The 19784-nt window shown below is 36.8% G+C and carries 20 protein-coding genes and 1 pseudogene; 9 read left to right on the top strand and 12 right to left on the bottom strand.

The genetic code is table 11. The features are described from left to right. Nucleotides 1–38: 38 nt before the first annotated feature. From bioV to MLC44_RS05975, 12 genes and pseudogenes are all read right to left on the bottom strand, one after another. The gene (gene bioV / locus MLC44_RS06030; protein ID WP_434581597.1) at nucleotides 39–560 is read right to left on the bottom strand and encodes a pimelyl-ACP methyl ester esterase BioV; all 522 of its coding nucleotides are present in this window, start codon (nucleotides 558–560) and stop codon (nucleotides 39–41) included. After that, on the bottom strand, nucleotides 547–2199 hold the full coding sequence (locus MLC44_RS06025) for an AAA family ATPase (RefSeq protein WP_151900410.1): 1653 nt from the start codon (nucleotides 2197–2199) through the stop codon (nucleotides 547–549). Before MLC44_RS06025 ends, bioV begins: the two co-directional genes overlap by 14 nt. Continuing rightward, nucleotides 2186–3459: pseudogene (gene mtaB, locus MLC44_RS06020) on the bottom strand (tRNA (N(6)-L-threonylcarbamoyladenosine(37)-C(2))-methylthiotransferase MtaB). The gene MLC44_RS06025 and the pseudogene mtaB overlap by 14 nt, the downstream one beginning before the upstream one ends. Further along, nucleotides 3459–5090 (bottom strand): mechanosensitive ion channel domain-containing protein, encoded by a 1632-nt coding sequence (locus MLC44_RS06015; protein WP_434658813.1) that lies wholly within the window; start codon nucleotides 5088–5090, stop codon nucleotides 3459–3461. The pseudogene mtaB and the gene MLC44_RS06015 overlap by 1 nt, the downstream one beginning before the upstream one ends. Continuing rightward, a complete protein-coding gene (aroB, locus tag MLC44_RS06010) occupies nucleotides 5090–6139 on the bottom strand; it encodes a 3-dehydroquinate synthase (RefSeq protein ID WP_346388708.1) in 1050 nt (349 codons plus the stop codon). The genes MLC44_RS06015 and aroB overlap by 1 nt, the downstream gene beginning before the upstream one ends. Before the next feature lie 70 nt (nucleotides 6140–6209). Continuing rightward, complete coding sequence (locus MLC44_RS06005) at nucleotides 6210–7616, bottom strand: COG3400 family protein (RefSeq protein WP_418641364.1); 1407 nt, start codon at nucleotides 7614–7616, stop codon at nucleotides 6210–6212. Next, entirely contained in the window at nucleotides 7613–8728 is a 1116-nt protein-coding gene (trmA, locus tag MLC44_RS06000; protein WP_434658812.1) for a tRNA (uridine(54)-C5)-methyltransferase TrmA, read from the bottom strand. The genes MLC44_RS06005 and trmA overlap by 4 nt, the downstream gene beginning before the upstream one ends. Nucleotides 8729–8749: 21 nt before the next feature. Then, nucleotides 8750–9487: a flagellar type III secretion system pore protein FliP gene (gene fliP, locus MLC44_RS05995; RefSeq protein ID WP_151900416.1), complete on the bottom strand. Its 738-nt coding sequence runs from the start codon at nucleotides 9485–9487 to the stop codon at nucleotides 8750–8752. Further along, nucleotides 9484–10263, bottom strand: a complete 780-nt coding sequence (locus MLC44_RS05990; RefSeq protein WP_151900417.1) for a flagellar motor protein MotB — start codon at nucleotides 10261–10263, stop codon at nucleotides 9484–9486. Before MLC44_RS05990 ends, fliP begins: the two co-directional genes overlap by 4 nt. A 12-nt stretch (nucleotides 10264–10275) precedes the next feature. After that, nucleotides 10276–11040, bottom strand: a complete 765-nt coding sequence (locus tag MLC44_RS05985; RefSeq protein WP_151900418.1) for a motility protein A — start codon at nucleotides 11038–11040, stop codon at nucleotides 10276–10278. Between the two features lie 48 nt (nucleotides 11041–11088). Then, nucleotides 11089–11769 (bottom strand): phosphatase PAP2 family protein, encoded by a 681-nt coding sequence (locus tag MLC44_RS05980; protein ID WP_151900419.1) that lies wholly within the window; start codon nucleotides 11767–11769, stop codon nucleotides 11089–11091. Further along, nucleotides 11759–13354 carry a phosphoethanolamine transferase gene (locus MLC44_RS05975; RefSeq protein WP_434658811.1) on the bottom strand — a complete coding sequence of 532 codons (1596 nt, stop codon included), beginning with the start codon at nucleotides 13352–13354 and terminating at the stop codon, nucleotides 11759–11761. The genes MLC44_RS05980 and MLC44_RS05975 overlap by 11 nt, the downstream gene beginning before the upstream one ends. A 336-nt stretch (nucleotides 13355–13690) precedes the next feature. Between MLC44_RS05975 and glmU the strand changes: the two genes are divergently transcribed. From glmU to MLC44_RS05930, 9 genes are all read left to right on the top strand, one after another. Next, complete coding sequence (glmU, locus tag MLC44_RS05970) at nucleotides 13691–14995, top strand: bifunctional UDP-N-acetylglucosamine diphosphorylase/glucosamine-1-phosphate N-acetyltransferase GlmU (protein ID WP_434658810.1); 1305 nt, start codon at nucleotides 13691–13693, stop codon at nucleotides 14993–14995. Nucleotides 14996–15067: 72 nt separating this feature from the next. Further along, nucleotides 15068–15595, top strand: a complete 528-nt coding sequence (locus tag MLC44_RS05965) for a hydrogenase maturation protease (RefSeq protein ID WP_434658809.1) — start codon at nucleotides 15068–15070, stop codon at nucleotides 15593–15595. Between the two features lie 8 nt (nucleotides 15596–15603). Next, nucleotides 15604–16104: a DNA-deoxyinosine glycosylase gene (locus tag MLC44_RS05960; protein ID WP_434658808.1), complete on the top strand. Its 501-nt coding sequence runs from the start codon at nucleotides 15604–15606 to the stop codon at nucleotides 16102–16104. A 374-nt stretch (nucleotides 16105–16478) separates the two neighbouring features. After that, a complete protein-coding gene (locus MLC44_RS05955; protein WP_434658807.1) occupies nucleotides 16479–17234 on the top strand; it encodes a hypothetical protein in 756 nt (251 codons plus the stop codon). Between the two features lie 91 nt (nucleotides 17235–17325). Next, nucleotides 17326–17928, top strand: a complete 603-nt coding sequence (locus tag MLC44_RS05950) for a hypothetical protein (protein WP_434658806.1) — start codon at nucleotides 17326–17328, stop codon at nucleotides 17926–17928. Between the two features lie 198 nt (nucleotides 17929–18126). After that, nucleotides 18127–18387, top strand: a complete 261-nt coding sequence (locus MLC44_RS05945) for an AbrB/MazE/SpoVT family DNA-binding domain-containing protein (RefSeq protein WP_434658805.1) — start codon at nucleotides 18127–18129, stop codon at nucleotides 18385–18387. Then, on the top strand, nucleotides 18381–18707 hold the full coding sequence (locus MLC44_RS05940) for a type II toxin-antitoxin system PemK/MazF family toxin (RefSeq protein WP_151900429.1): 327 nt from the start codon (nucleotides 18381–18383) through the stop codon (nucleotides 18705–18707). The genes MLC44_RS05945 and MLC44_RS05940 overlap by 7 nt, the downstream gene beginning before the upstream one ends. 359 nt (nucleotides 18708–19066) lie before the next feature. After that, nucleotides 19067–19297 carry a ribbon-helix-helix protein, CopG family gene (locus MLC44_RS05935; RefSeq protein ID WP_434658804.1) on the top strand — a complete coding sequence of 77 codons (231 nt, stop codon included), beginning with the start codon at nucleotides 19067–19069 and terminating at the stop codon, nucleotides 19295–19297. Then, on the top strand, nucleotides 19290–19565 hold the full coding sequence (locus tag MLC44_RS05930; protein ID WP_434658803.1) for a type II toxin-antitoxin system RelE family toxin: 276 nt from the start codon (nucleotides 19290–19292) through the stop codon (nucleotides 19563–19565). The genes MLC44_RS05935 and MLC44_RS05930 overlap by 8 nt, the downstream gene beginning before the upstream one ends. The last annotated feature ends 219 nt before the right edge of the window (nucleotides 19566–19784 follow it).

The following is a 19784-nucleotide window of genomic DNA, read 5'->3' as shown; positions in this document are numbered from 1 at the left end:
TACCCTCGGAGTTTTAGGCATTTATATACGGTAAAATTTCATGAAAGCTGCAAAAAGTGATTTGCCTCTTTTATGTATGTAACCGTTGCCACATCCAGAAAAAATTCTTTGGCACTCTTCGTATCAACTATCTGGTCTTTTCCACCTAAATAGACTTCAATTGTTACACCTTTATCTGCCAGTGTATATAATTTCTGTATATCCCATTCATAGTTTAAAAGTTCATCCAGCTCTTCGGACACTGTCACACTGCGTTCTACTTCTTTTCTCTCATATGGCAAAAAACAGGCATTTATAAACTGTTGCAAATAGACGTTTTCATTTTTCCTGTATGCCATCAGCTGCAGTTTCTTAAACTTTTCATTTTTACTTTGAAAAAAAGCCGGTGAAAAAAGCTGTAAAGTATCTACTCTTTTCCCCTCTTCCAAGGCTTTACATGTAAACTCAAAAGCTTTTATCGCTCCGTAACTGAAACCGCTTACGGTAAAATCACTTTTATACATGTAAGGGTCAAAAAAGTGTTTTTCATTTTTTAAAGAAAATCCGCTAAAAAACTTCATTTAAATACTCTTTTACTTCGGTTTTACTAATACTTTCACGTTCCAAAAGAACATATTCGATTTTTTCAAGCACTTTCAAAAGAGATTCAAGTAATACACGGCTCTCTTCATAAAGCCTTTTGAGCAGGAGTTCCTGCTCTTTTTCATCCGGCAGTAATGACGAGCACATACCATACTCTTCACACATTTTTTTCACAAGTTTTTTTGCTTCATCCAGATCATCTTTGGCACTGCTTGCATGCTCATTGTACTTTATGTCACAGGCAGCTATTCCGGCTAAAAGCATTTTCACCCGAGATTCAAGTTCCTGTTTTATAAACGGCTCATCCGTAGCAGGTGTCAGCTTTTCGTTTGAAAGCATCAGTTTTTCAAAAGCTATATCATAATAGGTTGCCAGCACTACCTTTCCGGCCTGATAGGTTGCCCGGAATGCTTTTTGTCTTTCATTGAGCATTTGAAGTTTTTTCTTTCCAAACATCACTTTGTCTTTTACCTGCTCAAAATGTTCCAAAGTAACATGAAAATCATTCTGTCTCAAAGCCAACAAAGCCGCCTCATTCACAAGTGCTGCCAGTGCGGCACCGTTAAATCCCACAGTCATATTTGCTATTGTTTTGACATCCAGCTCATGCGGTACTTTTTCCAGATACTTCATCAAAATCGCTTCACGTTCTCGTTTGGTCGGAAGTTCTACAAAAATCCGTCTGTCAAAACGTCCTGCACGCAGCAGTGCCGAGTCTAAAACATCTATTTTGTTAGTCGCAGCAATAACAATCACTCCGCTTGAGCCTTCAAATCCGTCCATTTCAGTCAAAAGCTGATTCAAAGTTGCTTCTCTTTCATCATTTCTGTTGCCGTCTCTCTTTTTTCCTACGGCGTCGATTTCATCTATAAATATAATAGAAGGTGCATTTTTTTTCGCTGCTGCAAAAAGTTCATGCACACGTTTAGCCCCCATACCGACATAAATCTGCACAAATGATGCCCCGCTCTGATAATAAAAAGGCACACCCGCTTCATGCGCAACCGCTTTTGCTATCATCGTTTTTCCAACACCGGGAGGTCCTATTAAAAGCACTCCTTTTGGCATACGCGCACCAAAACTTTTGTATCGCTTTGGATTTTTCATGAAATCTATAATCTCTTCGAGTTCCACTTTAACATCGCTGATACCGCCTATATCATCAAAACTCACATCACTTTTTATCGCTTCAATGTGAGTATTTCCCTCAGAAGAAGAAAGATTTGTATCATTTTTGAGTTCATTTGCAGTAAAAATTTCTCTGAATGATTTTTTTTGCCATTTTCTAAAAGCTAAAGAACCAAGTCCCAAAACCAGTATAAACAGTAACAGATAAAGCAATATATTTGATTCATTGTCAACTTCAACTTTATAATCAGCAAACATATTAGGTGTTACCTGTGAAAAAGGGATTTTATAATATCCTTTTTTTGTTTTTAGGTAAACATATTGTTTCGTAGCGACAACCTTTTCAACATTATGGTTTTGCAACAGTTCTTTGGCCTGTTTCAGGGTTATGGCATCAGCATTGTCCCGAAGCAGAGCAAATAAAATCAATATTATAATAATAAATGCCGATACATAAATCGCAATTCTGTTTGTTTTAGATTCTGGCATAATTGAAGTCCTTTTTTACTTCATAGTTGGTAACAGTAATCCAGTTTCCAACCAAATCTTCTTGAGACTCTACAACAATTTTATTAAAATGCTGATCAAGCCCGTGATAGAATCCTTCTTTACAAGACTCTATCAGCACCTCAAGCTCTCCCCTGTAAGCCTTTCTGAAATCAAAATTTTTCTGTTGAATCAACTCTTGCAATTCGTGCAGTCTCTCTTTTGCTGTTTTGCCGTTTACCTCCGGCTTCATAGTGGCAGAAGGTGTGCCATCACGCTTTGAATAGGTAAAAGCATGAATGTGTGTCAAAGGCAAATCTCTTGCATTTTGCATAGCTTCACGCCATAAATCTTCACTCTCCCCCGGATGCCCTGTTATAAAATCGGTGCCTATTGCGTATCCCTTTTCTGCCAGAAGTTCAAACAATGCTTTATCCTGCTTGTAAACATTTCTTCTGTTCATCAGTTTTAACATTTTTGGCGAGGTGTGTTGCAAAGCAATGTGCATATGTTTTTCCATCCACGGCTCATCCAAAATCTCTTTAAACTCATCTGTAATCTGAACAGGTTCAACACTCCCCAGACGTATGCGTCTGACACCGCGAATTTGAGACATTTTTTTCATAAGTTTTGCCAAAGATGTTTTTGTATCCTGCCCGTAACTGCCGACATTCGTACCGGTTAGGATAAATTCACCGAAACCGTTCAGGGCAAGTCTTGCAACCTGCTCTAAAATTCTATTTTCATCCATACTTCTGGCATCACCTCGTACATAGGGAATGATACAGTAAGAACAGCGAAAATTACATCCCTCCTGTATTTTTATAAAAGCTCTGCTTTTGCCTACAAACTCATCCACAACCATATCGTCTATATGGTTCAGATCACCCGGTTTGTAAAAGGGCTTTTCTTTTGCCAAGAGTGCATCTATCTTCTGCTTTTCACTCTGACCGAAAACTCCGTGTATACGGTTCTCTTTTAAAAGAGACTCTCCCTTGGTATGGGCACCGCAACCGGTTAAAAAAGCTTTGCGCCATTGTTGTTTTTTTCAACCTGCGAAATATAGGAACGCACATGGGTATCGGCACCATTGGTAACCGTACAGGAGTTTATAACAATGACATCGGCTTCTGCTTCATTTTGGGTTATTTCATACTCTTTTAATGAACTCATCATAACCTGAGAATCATAAAGATTTGTTCGGCAGCCAAATGTTTTAAAATATACTTTTTTTGCCCCGCGGACATTTTTTTTACTCTGCATTAGACTATTTCTCCGTTATGTGCACTCGGTGATTCACTCTGCATAGATACATGTAACTTCTGCGTAGGATACGCTATCGTAATATCATCCGCTTCCCTGAATGCATCCAAAATTTCCGTTGAAATGACACTTCTGAGCGTTAAAGTAGCATAGGCATTGGTAAGATACCAGGCTTCTATATCTATCCCGTTTGCTTCTATAAACGAATAAATTCTCGGCTCGACATTTGTGTTTTTCAAATTATAATGCTGTCTGAGTTTGTTAAGCTGTTTTCTTGTAATATCCGTATAACCCTTAGAAAATTTCTTAGTGATTTCTTTGACTATATGCATAGCTTTCTTATGGTTGGAGTCAAAGGTAATCGTAATCTTTACACCATCCCAAACCGTCTTGAGCGAATTATGTGTATAGTTTGCAATCATCTGGGTAAAAATATAGTTGTTCGGTATAAATATAATACGGCCTGCTCTTCTGTTGTGCATGATCGATGTCAAAGTTATATCTTCCAAAATCGTCATACGAAGGAGCGAAATATCTAAAACATCGCCGACATATTTCATCCCTCCCATATCTACACGGATTCTGTCCCCTACATGTATACTTCCGCCAAAGACGATAACAAGCCAGCCCAGCATCGACATGAACCAGTCTTTCATCGCAATGGCTATACCTGCTGAAGCAAATCCAAGGATTGTTACAAGGTAGGAAGCGTTTTCTATATAGTTAAAAAACAGAATCAAAATTATAATGATGAAATTTGTAAATGTGATGATTTTGTTTGCCATATAAAAACGTTCGTTATCTGTAATATATTTCTTGACAACCAGCTTTAAAAGAAAAAATATAAAAAATACGAACAGTATTGCCATACCTATTTTTATCAGTCTGTAAACCTGTTTTTCAATGCCTTTGTTAATGTTTATCTCTGCAATATCCAGGCGTTTTTGATAGACATTCATTGTTACATTCATAGTATCAAGTGCCTGTTCAAACATCTCAAGCTGTGCAAGTTTGTTTCTGTATATCTGAGCATATTTTTTGTTTTTTGGCTGCAGTTGCAGAATTTTTTTATAAATCTTTTTCTCTTGTTTTAATTTGCTGATCAAATCTATCAGACTTTCTCTTTTTTTCTTGTACTCTTCAAGATTAGCATTGAGTGTTTTTATCATAGACAGACCGGTAAGAATATCAAAAGGATTGTTTATTTCCGGTACTTTGTCGATATTTGGCGGCGTTATCAGTTCTGAAAACGGTGCAGAACTGTTGGTGCCTTTTAATTTTTCAATCTGTGAAGCCAAAATATTTTCTTTGGATATCAAGGCGATGAGTTCATCTTTGTCGGCATCTGTTTTAGCATGTTTTGCAAGATACCTGATTCTTTTTTTAATGGCATCAAGATTATGCTTCACATCCATAGATGTCAGGTAGGAAGAGTAACTTTTCATCCACATGTTTTCATCAGATATATCCGACTCAATGGTGTTTATCTGCTGTTCATATGCTTTTGTCTGTTCAAATGCAAGGGCTTCTTCTTTTGTTGTATCTGTGGCATTTTGTTCAACAGAAACATCTGCCTGCAACAAAGAAGAAAAAAGTATACTAACAGTAAAAATGAAAGACTTTAACAGCATCAGTTGTTTCCAAATGTACGAAGAACACTGAGAATCAACTCTTTATCAACTTCATCTGTAATTTTTACGCCACCAATACCTACGGGGATGATAAACGTTACAGAAGCATCCAGACTTTTTTTATCCAGGAAGAATGTTTCATAAAAACTGTTGACATCTTCGATGGTATAAGAAGTCGGCAAATCATACTTTTGTAAAAGCTCTTTTACCCTCTGTGCCTCCTGTGGCGTCATCAGGTTCATAGCCACAGCAACTTCGTTCGCCATCACCATACCAATGGCTACTGCTTCACCATGCAAATAGGTTTTGTATTTTGTTTCGTTTTCAATGACATGCCCAAATGTATGCCCGTAATTCAGGGCAGCTCTCAGTCCATGCTCTTTTTCGTCTTTGGCGACAACATCTGCTTTTGTCTGTACAGCCTGTTTGATGGCTTCTTGCAAAACTTCTTTATCGTGCAGATCTGCTGTTTCTAAAAATTCAAAGAAATTTCTGTTAAAGGTTACTGCCATTTTGATAATCTCGGCAACACCGGCTCCAAATTCCCGTTTGGGAAGTGTCGATAAAAAATGAGGGTCAATATAGACAGCTTTGGGCTGATGAAAAGCACCTATTAGATTTTTTCCGTACTTGTTATTTATACCTGTTTTTCCGCCTACACTGGCATCTACCTGAGAAAGCAGTGTTGTAGGTACCTGCACAAAATCAATACCGCGCTGGTATATACTTGCCGTATATCCTGTCATATCTCCTATAACGCCGCCTCCAAAAGCAATAAGCATTGATTTTCTGTTAAAACGGTGGTTAAACAAAGACTCCAATATCAAGTCAACAGAATCCTGGTTTTTATACTCTTCTCCGTCAGGTACTGTAATAATATAAAGTTCTTTTGCTGATATTTTTGAAAGGAAGTATGCCAGATGAAGTCCGGCCACTTTCGGGTTGGTAATAATAGCTACTTTTTTGTCAAAATGAACTTTTTTAATCGTATCTATAGTAATGTCATATGAGTTGTCAACTGTTTGTTTTAAAGGGATGTTTACCTGCATTGTCTATCCAAAATTATAATATGCTAGATAATACTTAACTTTTACTAAAAAAGGAATAAATTAACGCTGTTTATAGCTGTACAGGTATAAAAATTTGATGAAAATCATCCAGTTTAAAATAGAGTTTTTCACTGTCAGTTGAAAAAAGAGCATAAATATGGCGTGTTGTGAGTTTGTTCGTAAAAGGAATAATCTGTATAAAATTTTCTTTGTGCTTCAGGAGCCGAATCGGGTTTTCATTTTCTTTGAAGACTTTGATTGACTTGGAAAAAATCGTTGAAAGATTATAAAAATGCTCAATGACCTGTTCTTTTTCATCCTGGTGTTCGTTGATATAATTATAAAGTTCTATATTGAAATTCAGCTGCTCGGCTATATCAAAAATAGTAGCAGATATTTTTTCCAGGTCTCTGTTGTCTGAGAGTATCAAAGCGACATCTTTCACCTTGGAAAAAGATTTTTCTGAGAGTTTCAGTACCGGTACATGTACATCATACAAACATTTTCTCACATGATAATCGGCAAACATCTCTCTTGATACAATCACCAGTCCGACATGATACGACTTTACGTCATGCAAAAATGCAGATCGCAGATTAATACTGTCATAATCTATCTCGACAACAATATCCAGATCTCTTAAATCCTTGATTTTTTCAATAATATCAATATCTGAAGGGTTTACAATTTTTATAACAAGGTCATGTTTGAATTTTTCATGTATATACATTGCATGGTGCACAAGCCCAAGAATATTTGAGTGATTTACAATATTCATATCTATATATAAAAGAATATTTGTTCCAAAAGGCTCAGGGAACTGTCCGAGTTCACGCTTGATCGCTTTGTATACAGAACGCAGAACTGCCGGCTCACCAACAAGCAAAAGAGTGTCATTCGGCTGTATCATGCGTCTGCGCGAAGGCATAATGAGCTTTCTGTTTCTGTATATGGCAACTATACGCCAGTTCTTCTGCTCAATCACTCCGATATGCCGATAAACAAAAGAACTGCCAAAAGGCACAAGCACTTCCATGATTTCGCCCTCGCCTATACCGACATTCTGTGCTATAACCGGAACATTTGGCAGGTAATCCAACAAACGGGAGGCCAAAATCTCGTTTGCATTGATGAGTACAACATTCGGATCTTCATTGGTCATATTCCACTGATTTAAGACAACAACCCGCAACTGCTTTTTGACAACACGAATATTTTTAATCGTATTTTCCACTTCGATCTGGTTGTCCATCGCTATAACAACCTGGATAAATTCCATTTTTAGCAAATTTGCCAGTTTGTAAAAACTCGTAGGGTCAAACTCATAAAATTTAAACCGTGCAGGGCTTGCATCTTTGAATTTTTTCTCTTTTGTCTGTACTATATAGTATATATTTTCACTCGTATATGTCTCTGCGACCCGTTGAATAAAATGCTGGCCTATCGGTCCGCTGCTTATTATCAGTATTTTTTTCATTTATCGTCTCTTTTGATAAGCTTTACGCCCATTTCAACATGATGTGTGTAGGGAAACTGGTCAAAAAGCGCCATGTCTGTCACCTGATGTGTTTGGCACAATATTTCCAAATCATCCAGGAGGGTCAGCGGATTACAGGATATATATACTATATGATTATACCTTGAGACAAATTTGCATGAGTATTCGCCCATTCCGCTTCTTGGAGGATCTACAAAAACAGAGTTGATATTGTAGCTGTTGATATCAATATCTTTCATTCTTCTGTACTCTCTTACGCCGTCAAGTGCTCCGACAAAATCCTCAACACTCATGCGTACAAATTCTATGTTCTCTACCTGGTTTAAAAGCATATTTTCTTTTGCCGCATTGATGGAGGATTTGGATATTTCTGTTGCCAGTACTTTATTGAATTTTTTTGCAAAAGGTATAGTAAAGTTTCCTGCCCCGCAGTAAAGCTCAAGCAGATCATTTTTCGTATCTGAAAACCTGTCGCTTGCCCAGACAATCATCTGTTCGTTTACTCTCGGATTTGGCTGGGTGAAACTGTTTTCAATATGTTTAAACTTATAGACATCACTGTTTACATGTAAAGTCTCTGTGACATAATCCTGTCCTATCACAACTTTTTGTTTGCGTGACCTGCCTATGATATATATATTCAAATCTTCTGCTATTTCTGTTGCTTTTTTCTGCCATGCTTCATCCAAAGCCCTGTGATACAATAGTGAAACTACTATTTCTCCCGAGCTTGCACTTAAAAAATCTGCACCGAAAAGCTTAAAGCCTATCTCATGTTTTTGTATGGCTGAGAGCAGTTTTGGCATCAGTTCAGCGATATATTCATTGACCTGAGGACATTCCTCTATCAGAACAACCCCTTTTTTGTCAATATGGTTCATCGCATAGGATATCTCATCGCCGGAGTGCCATATTTTGAACTCACTTCGTGCACGATAATGTGCATCCAGGGATTTATACACAGAAATATTTCCGTCAAAGTAAGGAGAAAATCTTTCTTTGTTTATCTGTACTTTTTCATTGAGTTGCACTTCATACCCATCTTCATAGACTCTGCATGCACCACATTCGCCAAAATATTTACAATCCAATTTTACATCCTTAGAAAATATTTATTTTACGGAGGCAATCAAATTGCCTATCAGTAAATTCCAGCCGTCAATCAATACAAAAACAAGTATTTTAAAAGGCAGAGAGATCATAACAGGAGGCAGCATCATCATACCCATAGACATCAAAATAGAGGCCACGACCATATCTATGACCAAAAAAGGCAAAAAGAGCAAAAAGCCTATCTCAAAAGCGGTTTTTAATTCACTGATGATAAAGGCAGGAATAACAATTGAGAGAGGAACATCTGCCACAGTTTTCGGATTTTCCATTTTTCGTATACGCAAAAAGAGCGCCAGATCTTTTTCTCTGGTATTTCTAATCATAAAATTTTTAAAAGGCAGAGTAGTTTTGGTAAAAGCCTCTTCATAGCCTATATCCTTGGCTATGTAAGGCTTGATACCCTGTTCATAGGCTTTTGTTCCTATGGGTTCCATCACAAAAAAAGTCAAAATCATTGCAAGCATGACAAGAAGCTGTGTCGGCGGAACCTGTTGGGTACCGAGTGCCTGGCGCAAAAACCCGAACACAATGACAAATCGTGTAAATGTTGTCATTACAAGGACCATCGAAGGAGCTAAAAAAAGCAAGGTAAGAACAACGAGTACATTAAGAGAAGAAACAAGCTGTTGCGGTGTATCAGGAGCAGAAAGGCTGAGATTCATTGTAGGCACAACAGGCGATTCTGCCCCAAAACCCAAAGCACTCAATGCCAAAAGTAAAAAAAGAACTCTTATCATTTTTTCTCGACTGTTTTATCTAAAATAGAATTGTTGATATTTTGCGCTTCTTCACTTTTTTTGCCATAAAAATGCAATTCAACTCTTCTGTTTTTTTCTCTTCCTGTGGCTGTTGCATTGGTCGCTATGGGCTGATACTGTGCAAAACCTGTTGCACTCAAACGTGCAGGATCAACACCGTCTAAAATCAACTCATGCAAAACCGCCAGCGCTCTTGCAGTTGAGAGTTCCCAATTGTCCTTATAAGGACTGTTCGGTCCGGGATCTCTGTCATCAGTATGTCCCTGTACATCCACAAGCATATCATTTGGCAACTCTTGAATAATAAGCGTAATCCGCTTCAAAAACAACAAAGCGTCCTGGTTTTCTATCGTTGCACTGCCTGGTTTGAACAACAGTGTTGCCGGCAGTTTTATAACAAAACCGTCCTGAGCCTCTTTTACGGTAATCGCAGGAGACTGTGTTTTTTCCATCATCTCATTCGCATCAGTTGCAGCCTGCTGTACTCTGTTGACCACTTCACTCGTTTCGTCCTGAGAGTCTATAGGCGTGGCTTCAAGCATTCTTTTTTTTGAAATTTCTGTTTGCGTACCGCCCTCAAGAACACTCATCGCCCCTGAGAGTGAACCGATCGCTTCTGAAATCTTTTTTGCATCCATACTTGACATGGAAAGCAGCAAAACGAAAAAACACAGAAGCAGAGACATTAAGTCTCCAAACGCCGCGAGCCATGCAGGGAGGCACTCCTCGCATTCAGGACACTTTTTTTTACCCATCAGTGCTGTCCGTTATTCAAACTGACTGACACGGTCAGCAGGAGCCAGATAGGCAAGCAGTTTTGCTTCAAGCACTCTTGGTGCGTCACCGGACTGAATAGACATGATACCCTCAAGAATCATCTCTTTAAGCATAGTCTCTTCATCATTTCTGATAGTCAGGATATTGTAAATCGGTGTTCCGAATATATTACCTATCATTGCACCGTACATGGTTGTAAGCAAAGCAACTGCCATTGATGGACCAATTGCAGAAGGATCCGCCATATTTAAAAGCATGGCAACAAGTCCGATGAGCGTTCCGATCATACCCATCGCACCGGCAAGCCCTGCCCACTGGTTAAATATGGAAGCGTGAATCTTATGGCGGGTACTTGTCTGTTCCATGTCAATTTCGAGCAAATCACGAATCGTATCAGGTTCGCTGCCGTCAATTGCCATGGAGAGCCCTTTTTTCAAGAACTCGTTCTCTTCATTGTTGACATCACTTTCCAATGCCAAAATACCGTCTTTTCTTGCCTTGGTTGCAAACTCTACCAGTTTTTTGATAAGCTCACCTACATCCTCTTCAGCAGGTTTGATAGCTTTCATAAAAACTTTGGTAAACTTTTTCATTTGCGCCGGTTTAAAGGAGATCATCAAAGCCCCGATACTACCGCCGACAACAATTAAAACAGAAGGAATATCGATATATGCACCGACACCAACACCCATTGTCATGGCCCCGAGCAAAAGAGCCATAATCAAAACAATACCAATGACCGTACCTAAATCCATCCAAAAACCTTATGAAAAATTTATAATTACATTATAATAGCACAATTATTATAAAGAGTAAATTTTATTGACTATCTTTGCGATGAGTAATATAATCAGCCATGCAAGTATCATTGTAATGACCGTATGGCTGAAAAAATGATCGCCGATAACCATTTTATACAGCCCCATACTCCACCCGATTGTCAAAGCAACTGCAGAGGCAATGATTTTGTTTCTCCGTTTGTGAAATAAAAATATCAGGCTCAAAAGCGCAAATCCGCCGCTTGCATGTCCGGCAGGCCAGCATTTGCTTTTGTGATGATGCAGTTTAAATTCGTGAGTATAATTTTGCCAGACTGCCGTTCTGGGATACACTCCGCCATATCTTACTTCATCTTTGGGACAGGGCATATTTGTCTCTCCTTTTATAGAACTTGCAATAAGCGGCACAAATATAGCAGAAAGTATGACAATAATCATGCCTCTTTTGTAGTCATTGACCAGTTTTGTTTTTCTAAAAAAGATAAGTGCAAGCAACAGACTCACAGCAAAGGCAATGAGAAGTTTTTTAATACCGTCGTAAAATATAAACTTGTAAGGCTGCTCACCCCAAAAAAGAACCCATTTATGCGTCGTAAAATCAAAAAACTGATCTTGCAGGCGCAAATCTACATCGCTTATCCCGAAAAAAATGATGCTAAAAAGCAGAAGTATAAAAGTAACAACGAGTTGCTGGTTAATGTTCATCTTTTATAATATCCAGCTTTTTGTTATACTCTTTTGTATGTACATCAAATATGCCCAGCAATGTATGAAAAAGATCATCTTGTGTATATTTTTCATCTTTACGTTTTCGCAAGGCATCTTCATCCACTTTTTTTGCCATATTTTTTCCAAACCACATCAACGCACCGATATGCACCTGCGCATCAGGAGCCATAAAGTAAGGAAGTCCGTGCAGATAGACACCGCCCTCGCCCAGACTCTCTCCGTGGTCGCTCATATATATCATAGCTGTATCATATTTGTTCTCATATTTTTTTAAAAAATCTATTGTTTTGTCTAAAAAATAATCGGTATACAAAATAGCATTGTCATAGGCATTTGTTATCTCTTGCTGTGTACAGTCTTCGAGCTGATTTGTTTTACATGTAGGCGTAAACTTCTCGAACGCTTTTGGGTAACGTTTATAATAGGCAGGACCGTGATTTCCCATCTGATGCAGCACAATTAAAATATTTTTGCCTTTGTTCTTTTGTATAAATTTGTCAAGTCCGACAAGCATACCGACATCTCTGCATTCACCATCTGCGCACACAGTGTTGTTTTTGGGAATTTTATAATCTTCATACGGCACACGCAATGCTACACCTTTGGAGTCAGAGTTATTGTCTCGCCAAAGAATCGCTACATCATTTGTATGCTTTAACACATCCAGCACATTTTCTGTGCTGATGCCTTTTTTGTAGCTGTAATCTGCTTTGCCGTATTTTGCAAACATGCACGGCACAGATGCAGCAGTAGAAGTGCCACAGGAGTAAAAATTCGGAAAATCCACGATGTCATCTTGCGCAAGCAGAGGATTCGTCTCTCTTTTATAGCCGTTGAGACTAAAATGATCCGCTCGCGCTGCTTCACCCACAACCATAATAACAAGTTTTTTGCGATTGTCGTCATTGACTATTTTGGCATCAAGTCCTATCGGTTTAACAACAAGCGGACCGCTGTTAAATGTCAGATTGATATACTTTCCGATGGAATACATCCAGTATGCCGGATTTATCGAATAGCGCAGGGGCTTATGCTCTCTGACAAAAGATGTATAAAATTTGCTAAACAAAAAGAATGACGCGACAATAACCGCCAAAGAGAGCCCTATGAGTTTTAAACGTGCGAAAAATTCCTGCTTAAAAGGTCTATACGCAATTTTTGCCTTATATACGAAATAAGAAGGCAAAAGACCTAAAAAGACAAAATACAGCACCTGTTTGAGCGTTACCAGATCCAGTGATTCGTGCATATTTGTCTGCAGAGTATTTCGAATCATACTCGCATCAATCACCACATGATAACTGTTCATAAAATAGTTTGTCAGCGATGAAACCAGCAAAAGTGTAATAATAATCGGTTTGAGTGTGTATTTATAACAAACCAGACTCAGTAGAAATATCATAAAAAAGACTAGAATAACCGCAAGGGAAATCAAAAAGCCTATATTGTGCCAGTTCAGCGGATAGACCTGCAAGACATTGTGAAAAAAGCTGTAATTATCAAATAGAATAAAAAATATGCTGACATAGATGATGAGTTGTGTTTGTGTAATTTTTTTCAAGGGGAAAATCTTCTTTAGTATAAAATATCTTATTACATGTAAGCAAACATAAATAAGTTTGAAATTATACACTTTATAATTAAATAATGGTAACATTACACTTTAAAGTAACTTGTTGGGACCCGTACTTTAGTGCCAATGCATCAAGTTAAGAAAAAAGTTCGATATTCTTTTGGAACCTAGGTTTTAACCTAGGCCTTAGTTTTGAAAGGCACAAAGCCCGCACTGAAGTACGGGTTCCGAAAAAGCCGCTTAACTTAATGGCATTGAGGTTAAAACCCAGGTTACTAAGACATAACTGAGTTTTGATACATAAAAAACAGATAAAGAGCAGACATGAAAAATGAGAAAATAAGCATAATAATTTTGGCAGCCGGCAAAGGCAGCCGTATGAAATCATCGCAAGCAAAGGTTTTACATTCAATCAGCGGAAAACCTATGCTCTACCATATTATAAAAGAGTCCCGTAAAATTTCTGATGATATTACCGTAGTGGTTGCCCATCAAAAAGAAGCGGTTATTGAAACAATGCAAAATTATTTTGAAAACATTCGTTTTGTCGAGCAAGACGCTCAAAATTTTCCAGGAACCGGCGGAGCCATGATGCAGGTAGAACCAAAATATGACAAGGTGTTGGTTCTTAACGGAGATATGCCACTCATTACAGCCGATGCACTCAAAGGCTTTTTGGAACTTGAAGCAGATATCATCATGAGTATTTTTGATCTTGAAAACCCTGACGGATACGGTCGCGTCATTATACGAAACAATCATGTTGAATACATTGTAGAACAAAAAGACGCTGATGAAGCAGAACTCAATGTCACAACCGTCAATGCCGGAGTCTATGCCTTTTCAAAAGTAATTTTAGAGCGGTATATTCCTGATTTAAGCAATGACAATGCGCAACAGGAATACTATCTTACCGATATCATAGCCATGGCAAATGAGGATGAATCCAGCATTGTTCCCCTGCTTGTTGAAGAAGAACAGTTTAAGGGGGTCAATTCCAAAAAAGACCTCGCAGATGCCGAAGATATCATGCAAAACAGAATTCGCACCAAATGGATGAACGCAGGTGTGACGATGCAGCTTCCTGCAACGATTTATATAGAAGAAGATGTTGTTTTTGAAGGCGAGTGCATCGTAGAAAACGGCTGTCGCATTACCGGAAAAAGCAAAATCATCAACTCCCATATAAAAGCTGGCAGCGTTGTAGAAGAGAGTATAATGAAAAACTCCGACTGTGGACCGATGGCGCATGTAAGACCGCTTTCAAACATAGAAAACACCCACATCGGGAATTTTGTAGAAGTAAAAAAATCAACCCTCAAAGGGGTAAAAGCCGGACACTTGAGTTATTTGGGCGATGCTGAGATAGACGAAGGCACAAACGTAGGTGCGGGAACCATTACATGTAACTATGACGGTGTTGAAAAATACAAAACAGTCATCGGCAAAAACGTCTTCATCGGCAGCGACTCCCAACTTGTAGCCCCCGTAACTATAGAAGATGACGTGATGATAGCAGCAGGAACGACAGTAACAAGCGGCAAAATTAAAAGCGGTAATCTAGTTCTCAGCCGGACAAAAATGCGCCTTGTAAAAGATTTTTATTATAAGTTTTTTGGGAAGAAATAGACATTTGCATAAAAAACTTCACTTATTTCAATTTCTTTATTTTGTAAGTAAAAAATTTTGTTAGAATGCCACATGAATAAAAAACAAATTGCTATTTTAAGTATCGGAAATACATTACACAAAGATGAAGGTATCGCCTTATATGCGAGTAAATATCTGGAGTCCAACTACACTTTTCAACCCAGGGTGGATATTATTCACGGCGGTGTTGAAGGAAAAAAACTGCTCAATATATTTATGGAATATCAAGAAATAATTGTCCTTGATGTCATCGGAATTGAGGATGCTCCAGGTTCAATGTATCAGTTCCCTATGGAGACCTTTCGCAGTTTCAGCACAAATGAAGATGATGACGAAACCGGAGTACTCGGATGTCTTAATTTGCTTGAGAGGCAAGGAGAAACTTTACCAAAAGTCACGCTTCTTGCGATTATTCCCCAGAGTATTGAGCCAGGAAGAGGTTTAAGCAGTTCGCTTCTCAAACCCTTTGATGCTTATATCTTAATGATAATAAAATCTCTTGAAGACAAAGGTATCAACTGTGAAGAAAAAACCGAAAAACAAACACTGGAAAATATAGCAGCTGATCTCACCAGTTAGACGAAACATTGCAGTCACTTCATTTTCACACCATTGAACCTGTTATATTTGCTGATTCAAAAGTGCTTATACTCGGTTCATTTCCCAGTATAAAATCTTTTGAAGAGGGGTTTTACTATGCCCATCCACGGAATCAGTTCTGGCCTATATTGGCTGCGATTTACAAAGAACCTGTTCAGACAAAAGAAGAAAAAACTGCCCTGTGCAAAAAACACAAGATAGCCCTTTTTGACAGTGCTGCAAGTCTGCAAAGAGATGCAAACAATTCCAGTGATACCAACCTGAAAAATATCACAGTCAATGATTTTGAAAAACTTTTAGCAGAATATCCAAACATCAAAACCATATTGTTTACAGGCAAAAAAGCACAACAGATTTTTGACAAAGAGTACAAACATCTGAAAATCAAAAAAATCCTGCTCCCCTCAACCTCCCCCGCCTATGCCAGTATGAAATTTGAAGAAAAACTTGCGAAATACAAAGAGGCTTTGCCTCATCCCTTTCAGTAACATTTTGCATGTTATGCGATATATATGACAAATAACATACACTTTATTTTTAATAAAAGTATTGTATTTTTTCAAATCAACTAAGAAAAATAATGTTTTGGCATATTTTTCAATAAATATCAAAAATTAACAATCATATAAAGTGTATGTTATTTGTTAATTTAAGTGTTTTTGGAATATACTGTTTGTTGATAAATAGTTATCCGCTCACTGCGTGACCGGATAACGGGGGCGCGGGTTGAACACCCGCTAGTCATCTGTCGCACAGCGCCAGATAACAAGCGGGAGGAATGAGCAACAACATCAGAAAATAAATTTTCAGATGTCGCCGTCATTCACCCGCGCCCCCGTTAGTCTACAAAGGAACATATAGTATGATTGTAAATTTAAGAACCAAAATATCTTTATCTCAATTACTAGATTTATTCGAATATAATTTAAATAACTTGTTATTAGAAAAACATTTATTAGAACATTATTGCACTAATATAACTGACCTAAAAGATGCTATACAAGATGGAAATCTTGAATCCTTAATTCAAGAAATTGTTTCCACACAAAGAGACTTAAGAAGTAGAGTGTCACCAAAGTACAAATTTGATGAAAGATGGGCAGATTTTAAGAAATGTTTACTTCTAGATGGATATAAAATTACAGAGAGCAACTCAATTATTTCTATCGAACCAACAATTGATGGAGTGGTAGCAACGGAAGATGATTTAACATTGGAATTAAAAAATTCGTCTTTGTCTAAGAAAGAAGAGATAACGGAACTATTGATTGAATCAGCAAATGCGTTTAAAAACACTTCTCCTGATTACAATCAATGCTTATCAAAAGCAAGAATTGCACTTGAAACAATTGTTAGAAATATAGTTGAAGACGAAGATGGAACAGATGAAACTTGGGGTAGATCTTTAAACATTTTAAAAACTAAGGGTTTTCTTACAAATCAGGAAGAACAAGCAATTTCTTCAACATATACATATGTAAGTAATGGTTCACATATTCCTTTAGGTTTTAATGAAGAAGAGTATGCTAGATATGGAAGAAACTTACTAATGACAGTATGTTATTATATTATTAAAAAACAAAATAGTAGTAGCACTACTCCAGAAAGTGTTTTTTAGACTTGAAGACTAACAAGTACGAGGAGACCAATAATTTACCCTAGCGGGAAAATTATCGCTCACGACAACCGTTAACTTTCAAAGGATGTAAATGGAATCAAATATTATTGCAGGTCTAGTTTCTGGACTAATCGTAACATTGTTTATAGTAGTGTTTAAAGCATTGTGGGATTCAGTCATAACGCCATGGTTCGAAAATCGTGTATATAAAGATATTCGAGTTGAAGGAAAATGGTTTTCCCTATACCCTGCATCTGGGCATTTTCGTCAGGAAATTATCGTCCTAAAAAGAAAAGGACATGATATAGTTGGAACAATAAGCTGTCAAAACGGTACTGATGAAGGTGAGCAGTATATAGTTAGAGGAAGTTTTAGAAATATGCTTTTGCCTATGACCTATGAGAGTACTGATAATGCTAAATCTGATAGAGGTACAATTACACTCAAGTGTATAAAGAATGGAGAACGATTATTAGGAAAAATCGCTGCATATGACAGTATTGATGATACCATCACAACTACGAATGTAATTTGGTTTCGCTCGAAAGAAGAATTAATTAAATATATCGACACTTTGAAAGATAAAAAAGAAAAAATTAAAAAATTAAGAATAGAGCAAAAAAGAATAAATAAGGAAGAGTCAGTATTAGAAAATGATGATTCTGAAGCTAAGCGAGAGAAAGCTCAACGTTAACAAAACATAGTAGCCAATAAATTACCTAGCGGCAATTTATTGGCTATATTCAGCCGTTATCCGCTCACTGCGTGACCGGATAACGGGGGCGCGGGTTGAACACCCGCGCCCCCGTTATCATAAAATCACTCTCTAAGACTTGACAATTTCAGTGTTATTACAATATAATTACATATCAAATATATTTGGAGTTATTAAATGACAATGCTTACAAAAATAGGAAACTCACAAGGTATAAGAATCCCTAAACCAATAATTGCTCAAGCACATCTTGAAAACAAACAGCTTGATTTTGAAGTTGTTAAAGATGGTTTGTTGATTAAACCTATAGAAATAAAGAATAGAGAAAAATGGCAAAAAAACATTCAAGAAGTTTTATTAAAAAATAAAAACATTCAAGATGAAGCAATTTTAAATGATATGCTCAATGACAGTGATTTAGAAGATTACGAATGGTAAAAAATATTAAAAGATTTGATATAGTTTTAGTTAAACTAAATCCAACAGTAGGCTCAGAAATACAAAAAACAAGACCGTGTATTATTATATCTCCAGATGAAATGAGTATGCTAAAAACGGTTATTGTAGCACCTATGACGAGTAAAGGTTTTGATTTTATATTTAGACCAAAGATAAAATTTGAAGCTAAAAATGGTTTAGTATTGTTAGATCAAATAAGAACTATTGATAAGTCAAGAATAGTTAAAATATTAGGAAGAGTAGACACTAAAACACAAAAGGTTATAGCACAACTTTTAGTAGAAATGTTTGACTATTAAAAGAATGATAACAAATCAGAGAAGTTCAATTTTGTGTGAAGTATGAATGAGCCTATCTATCATAGCACAGGTTGGTTTATGAAGTAAAAGAACTTGATAAAATAGTAAGAGTTTTAAGAATGTGGTCACACTATGGAGAATGAGATACAAAAAAAGCTCATCAAAGAAGCAAAGATACACCCCCCCTTATATATTAATCTTCACTTTTAGGGTATAAAGAGACATAAAAGATATAACAGAAACGAGTAGATCAATAGTTTACCCTAGCGGGAAATTATTGCTCACCACAGCCGTCATATACACTTGACAAAAAAACTTTTATGCACTACAATTGTATATACAAATTAAAAGGTTCTAAAATGAAACAGGCAATAAATATTCGACTTGAAAAAGATATGATTCTAACACTTGATGAGTATGCACAGGAATTAGACAAAACAAGAACAAGTCTTATTGAAAAGGCGATTGAACTCTATTTTGACAAGCTTGATGAAATGATTGCTGATAAAAGAATAGATAACCTTAAATCTGGCAAATCAACTGTTGTTCCATTAGAGGAAGTGTTTAAAAAAGCAGGGATAAATGTATAAAGTTGCATTTGAAAGAGATGCAGAGAAAGAGTTCTTAAAACTTGAAACTAAAATACAAAAATTAATTGCTTTAAAAATCATAGACCTACAAAATGGAAATTTTTCTAACGATAAACATCTTCAAGGCAAACATAAAGGAAAGTTCAGAAAAAGGGCTGGTAACTATAGAATTATTTACCTTAAAGAAAATGAGTATTTAGTTATTACAGTAGTTAGAGTTGCACATAGAAAAGAAGTTCATAACTTATTTGGCTATTATCGACAATGAACTGCACCTTCTTTATATATACGATAAAAGTAAATTAGAAAATTTAACAGAAAAAGAAATTGACAATCTAATACTTCAACAAATTAAATAATAAAGATATAACAAACAAGAGTGCTGAAGTTATTAAACTCGATAATTCAAATGATGAAATCATCAAGAATTTTTAAATGTTAAAAAACTAAAGAAAAAATTTCCTAAAACTGCACAATTGTCTTAATT

Origin of the sequence: Sulfurimonas sp. NW9 (assembly GCF_051132275.1) — a bacterium.
Lineage (GTDB): Bacteria > Campylobacterota > Campylobacteria > Campylobacterales > Sulfurimonadaceae > Sulfurimonas > Sulfurimonas hydrogeniphila.
Note: the sequence above shows the minus strand (reverse complement) of the source record. Positions and strands in the feature narration are given on the sequence as shown.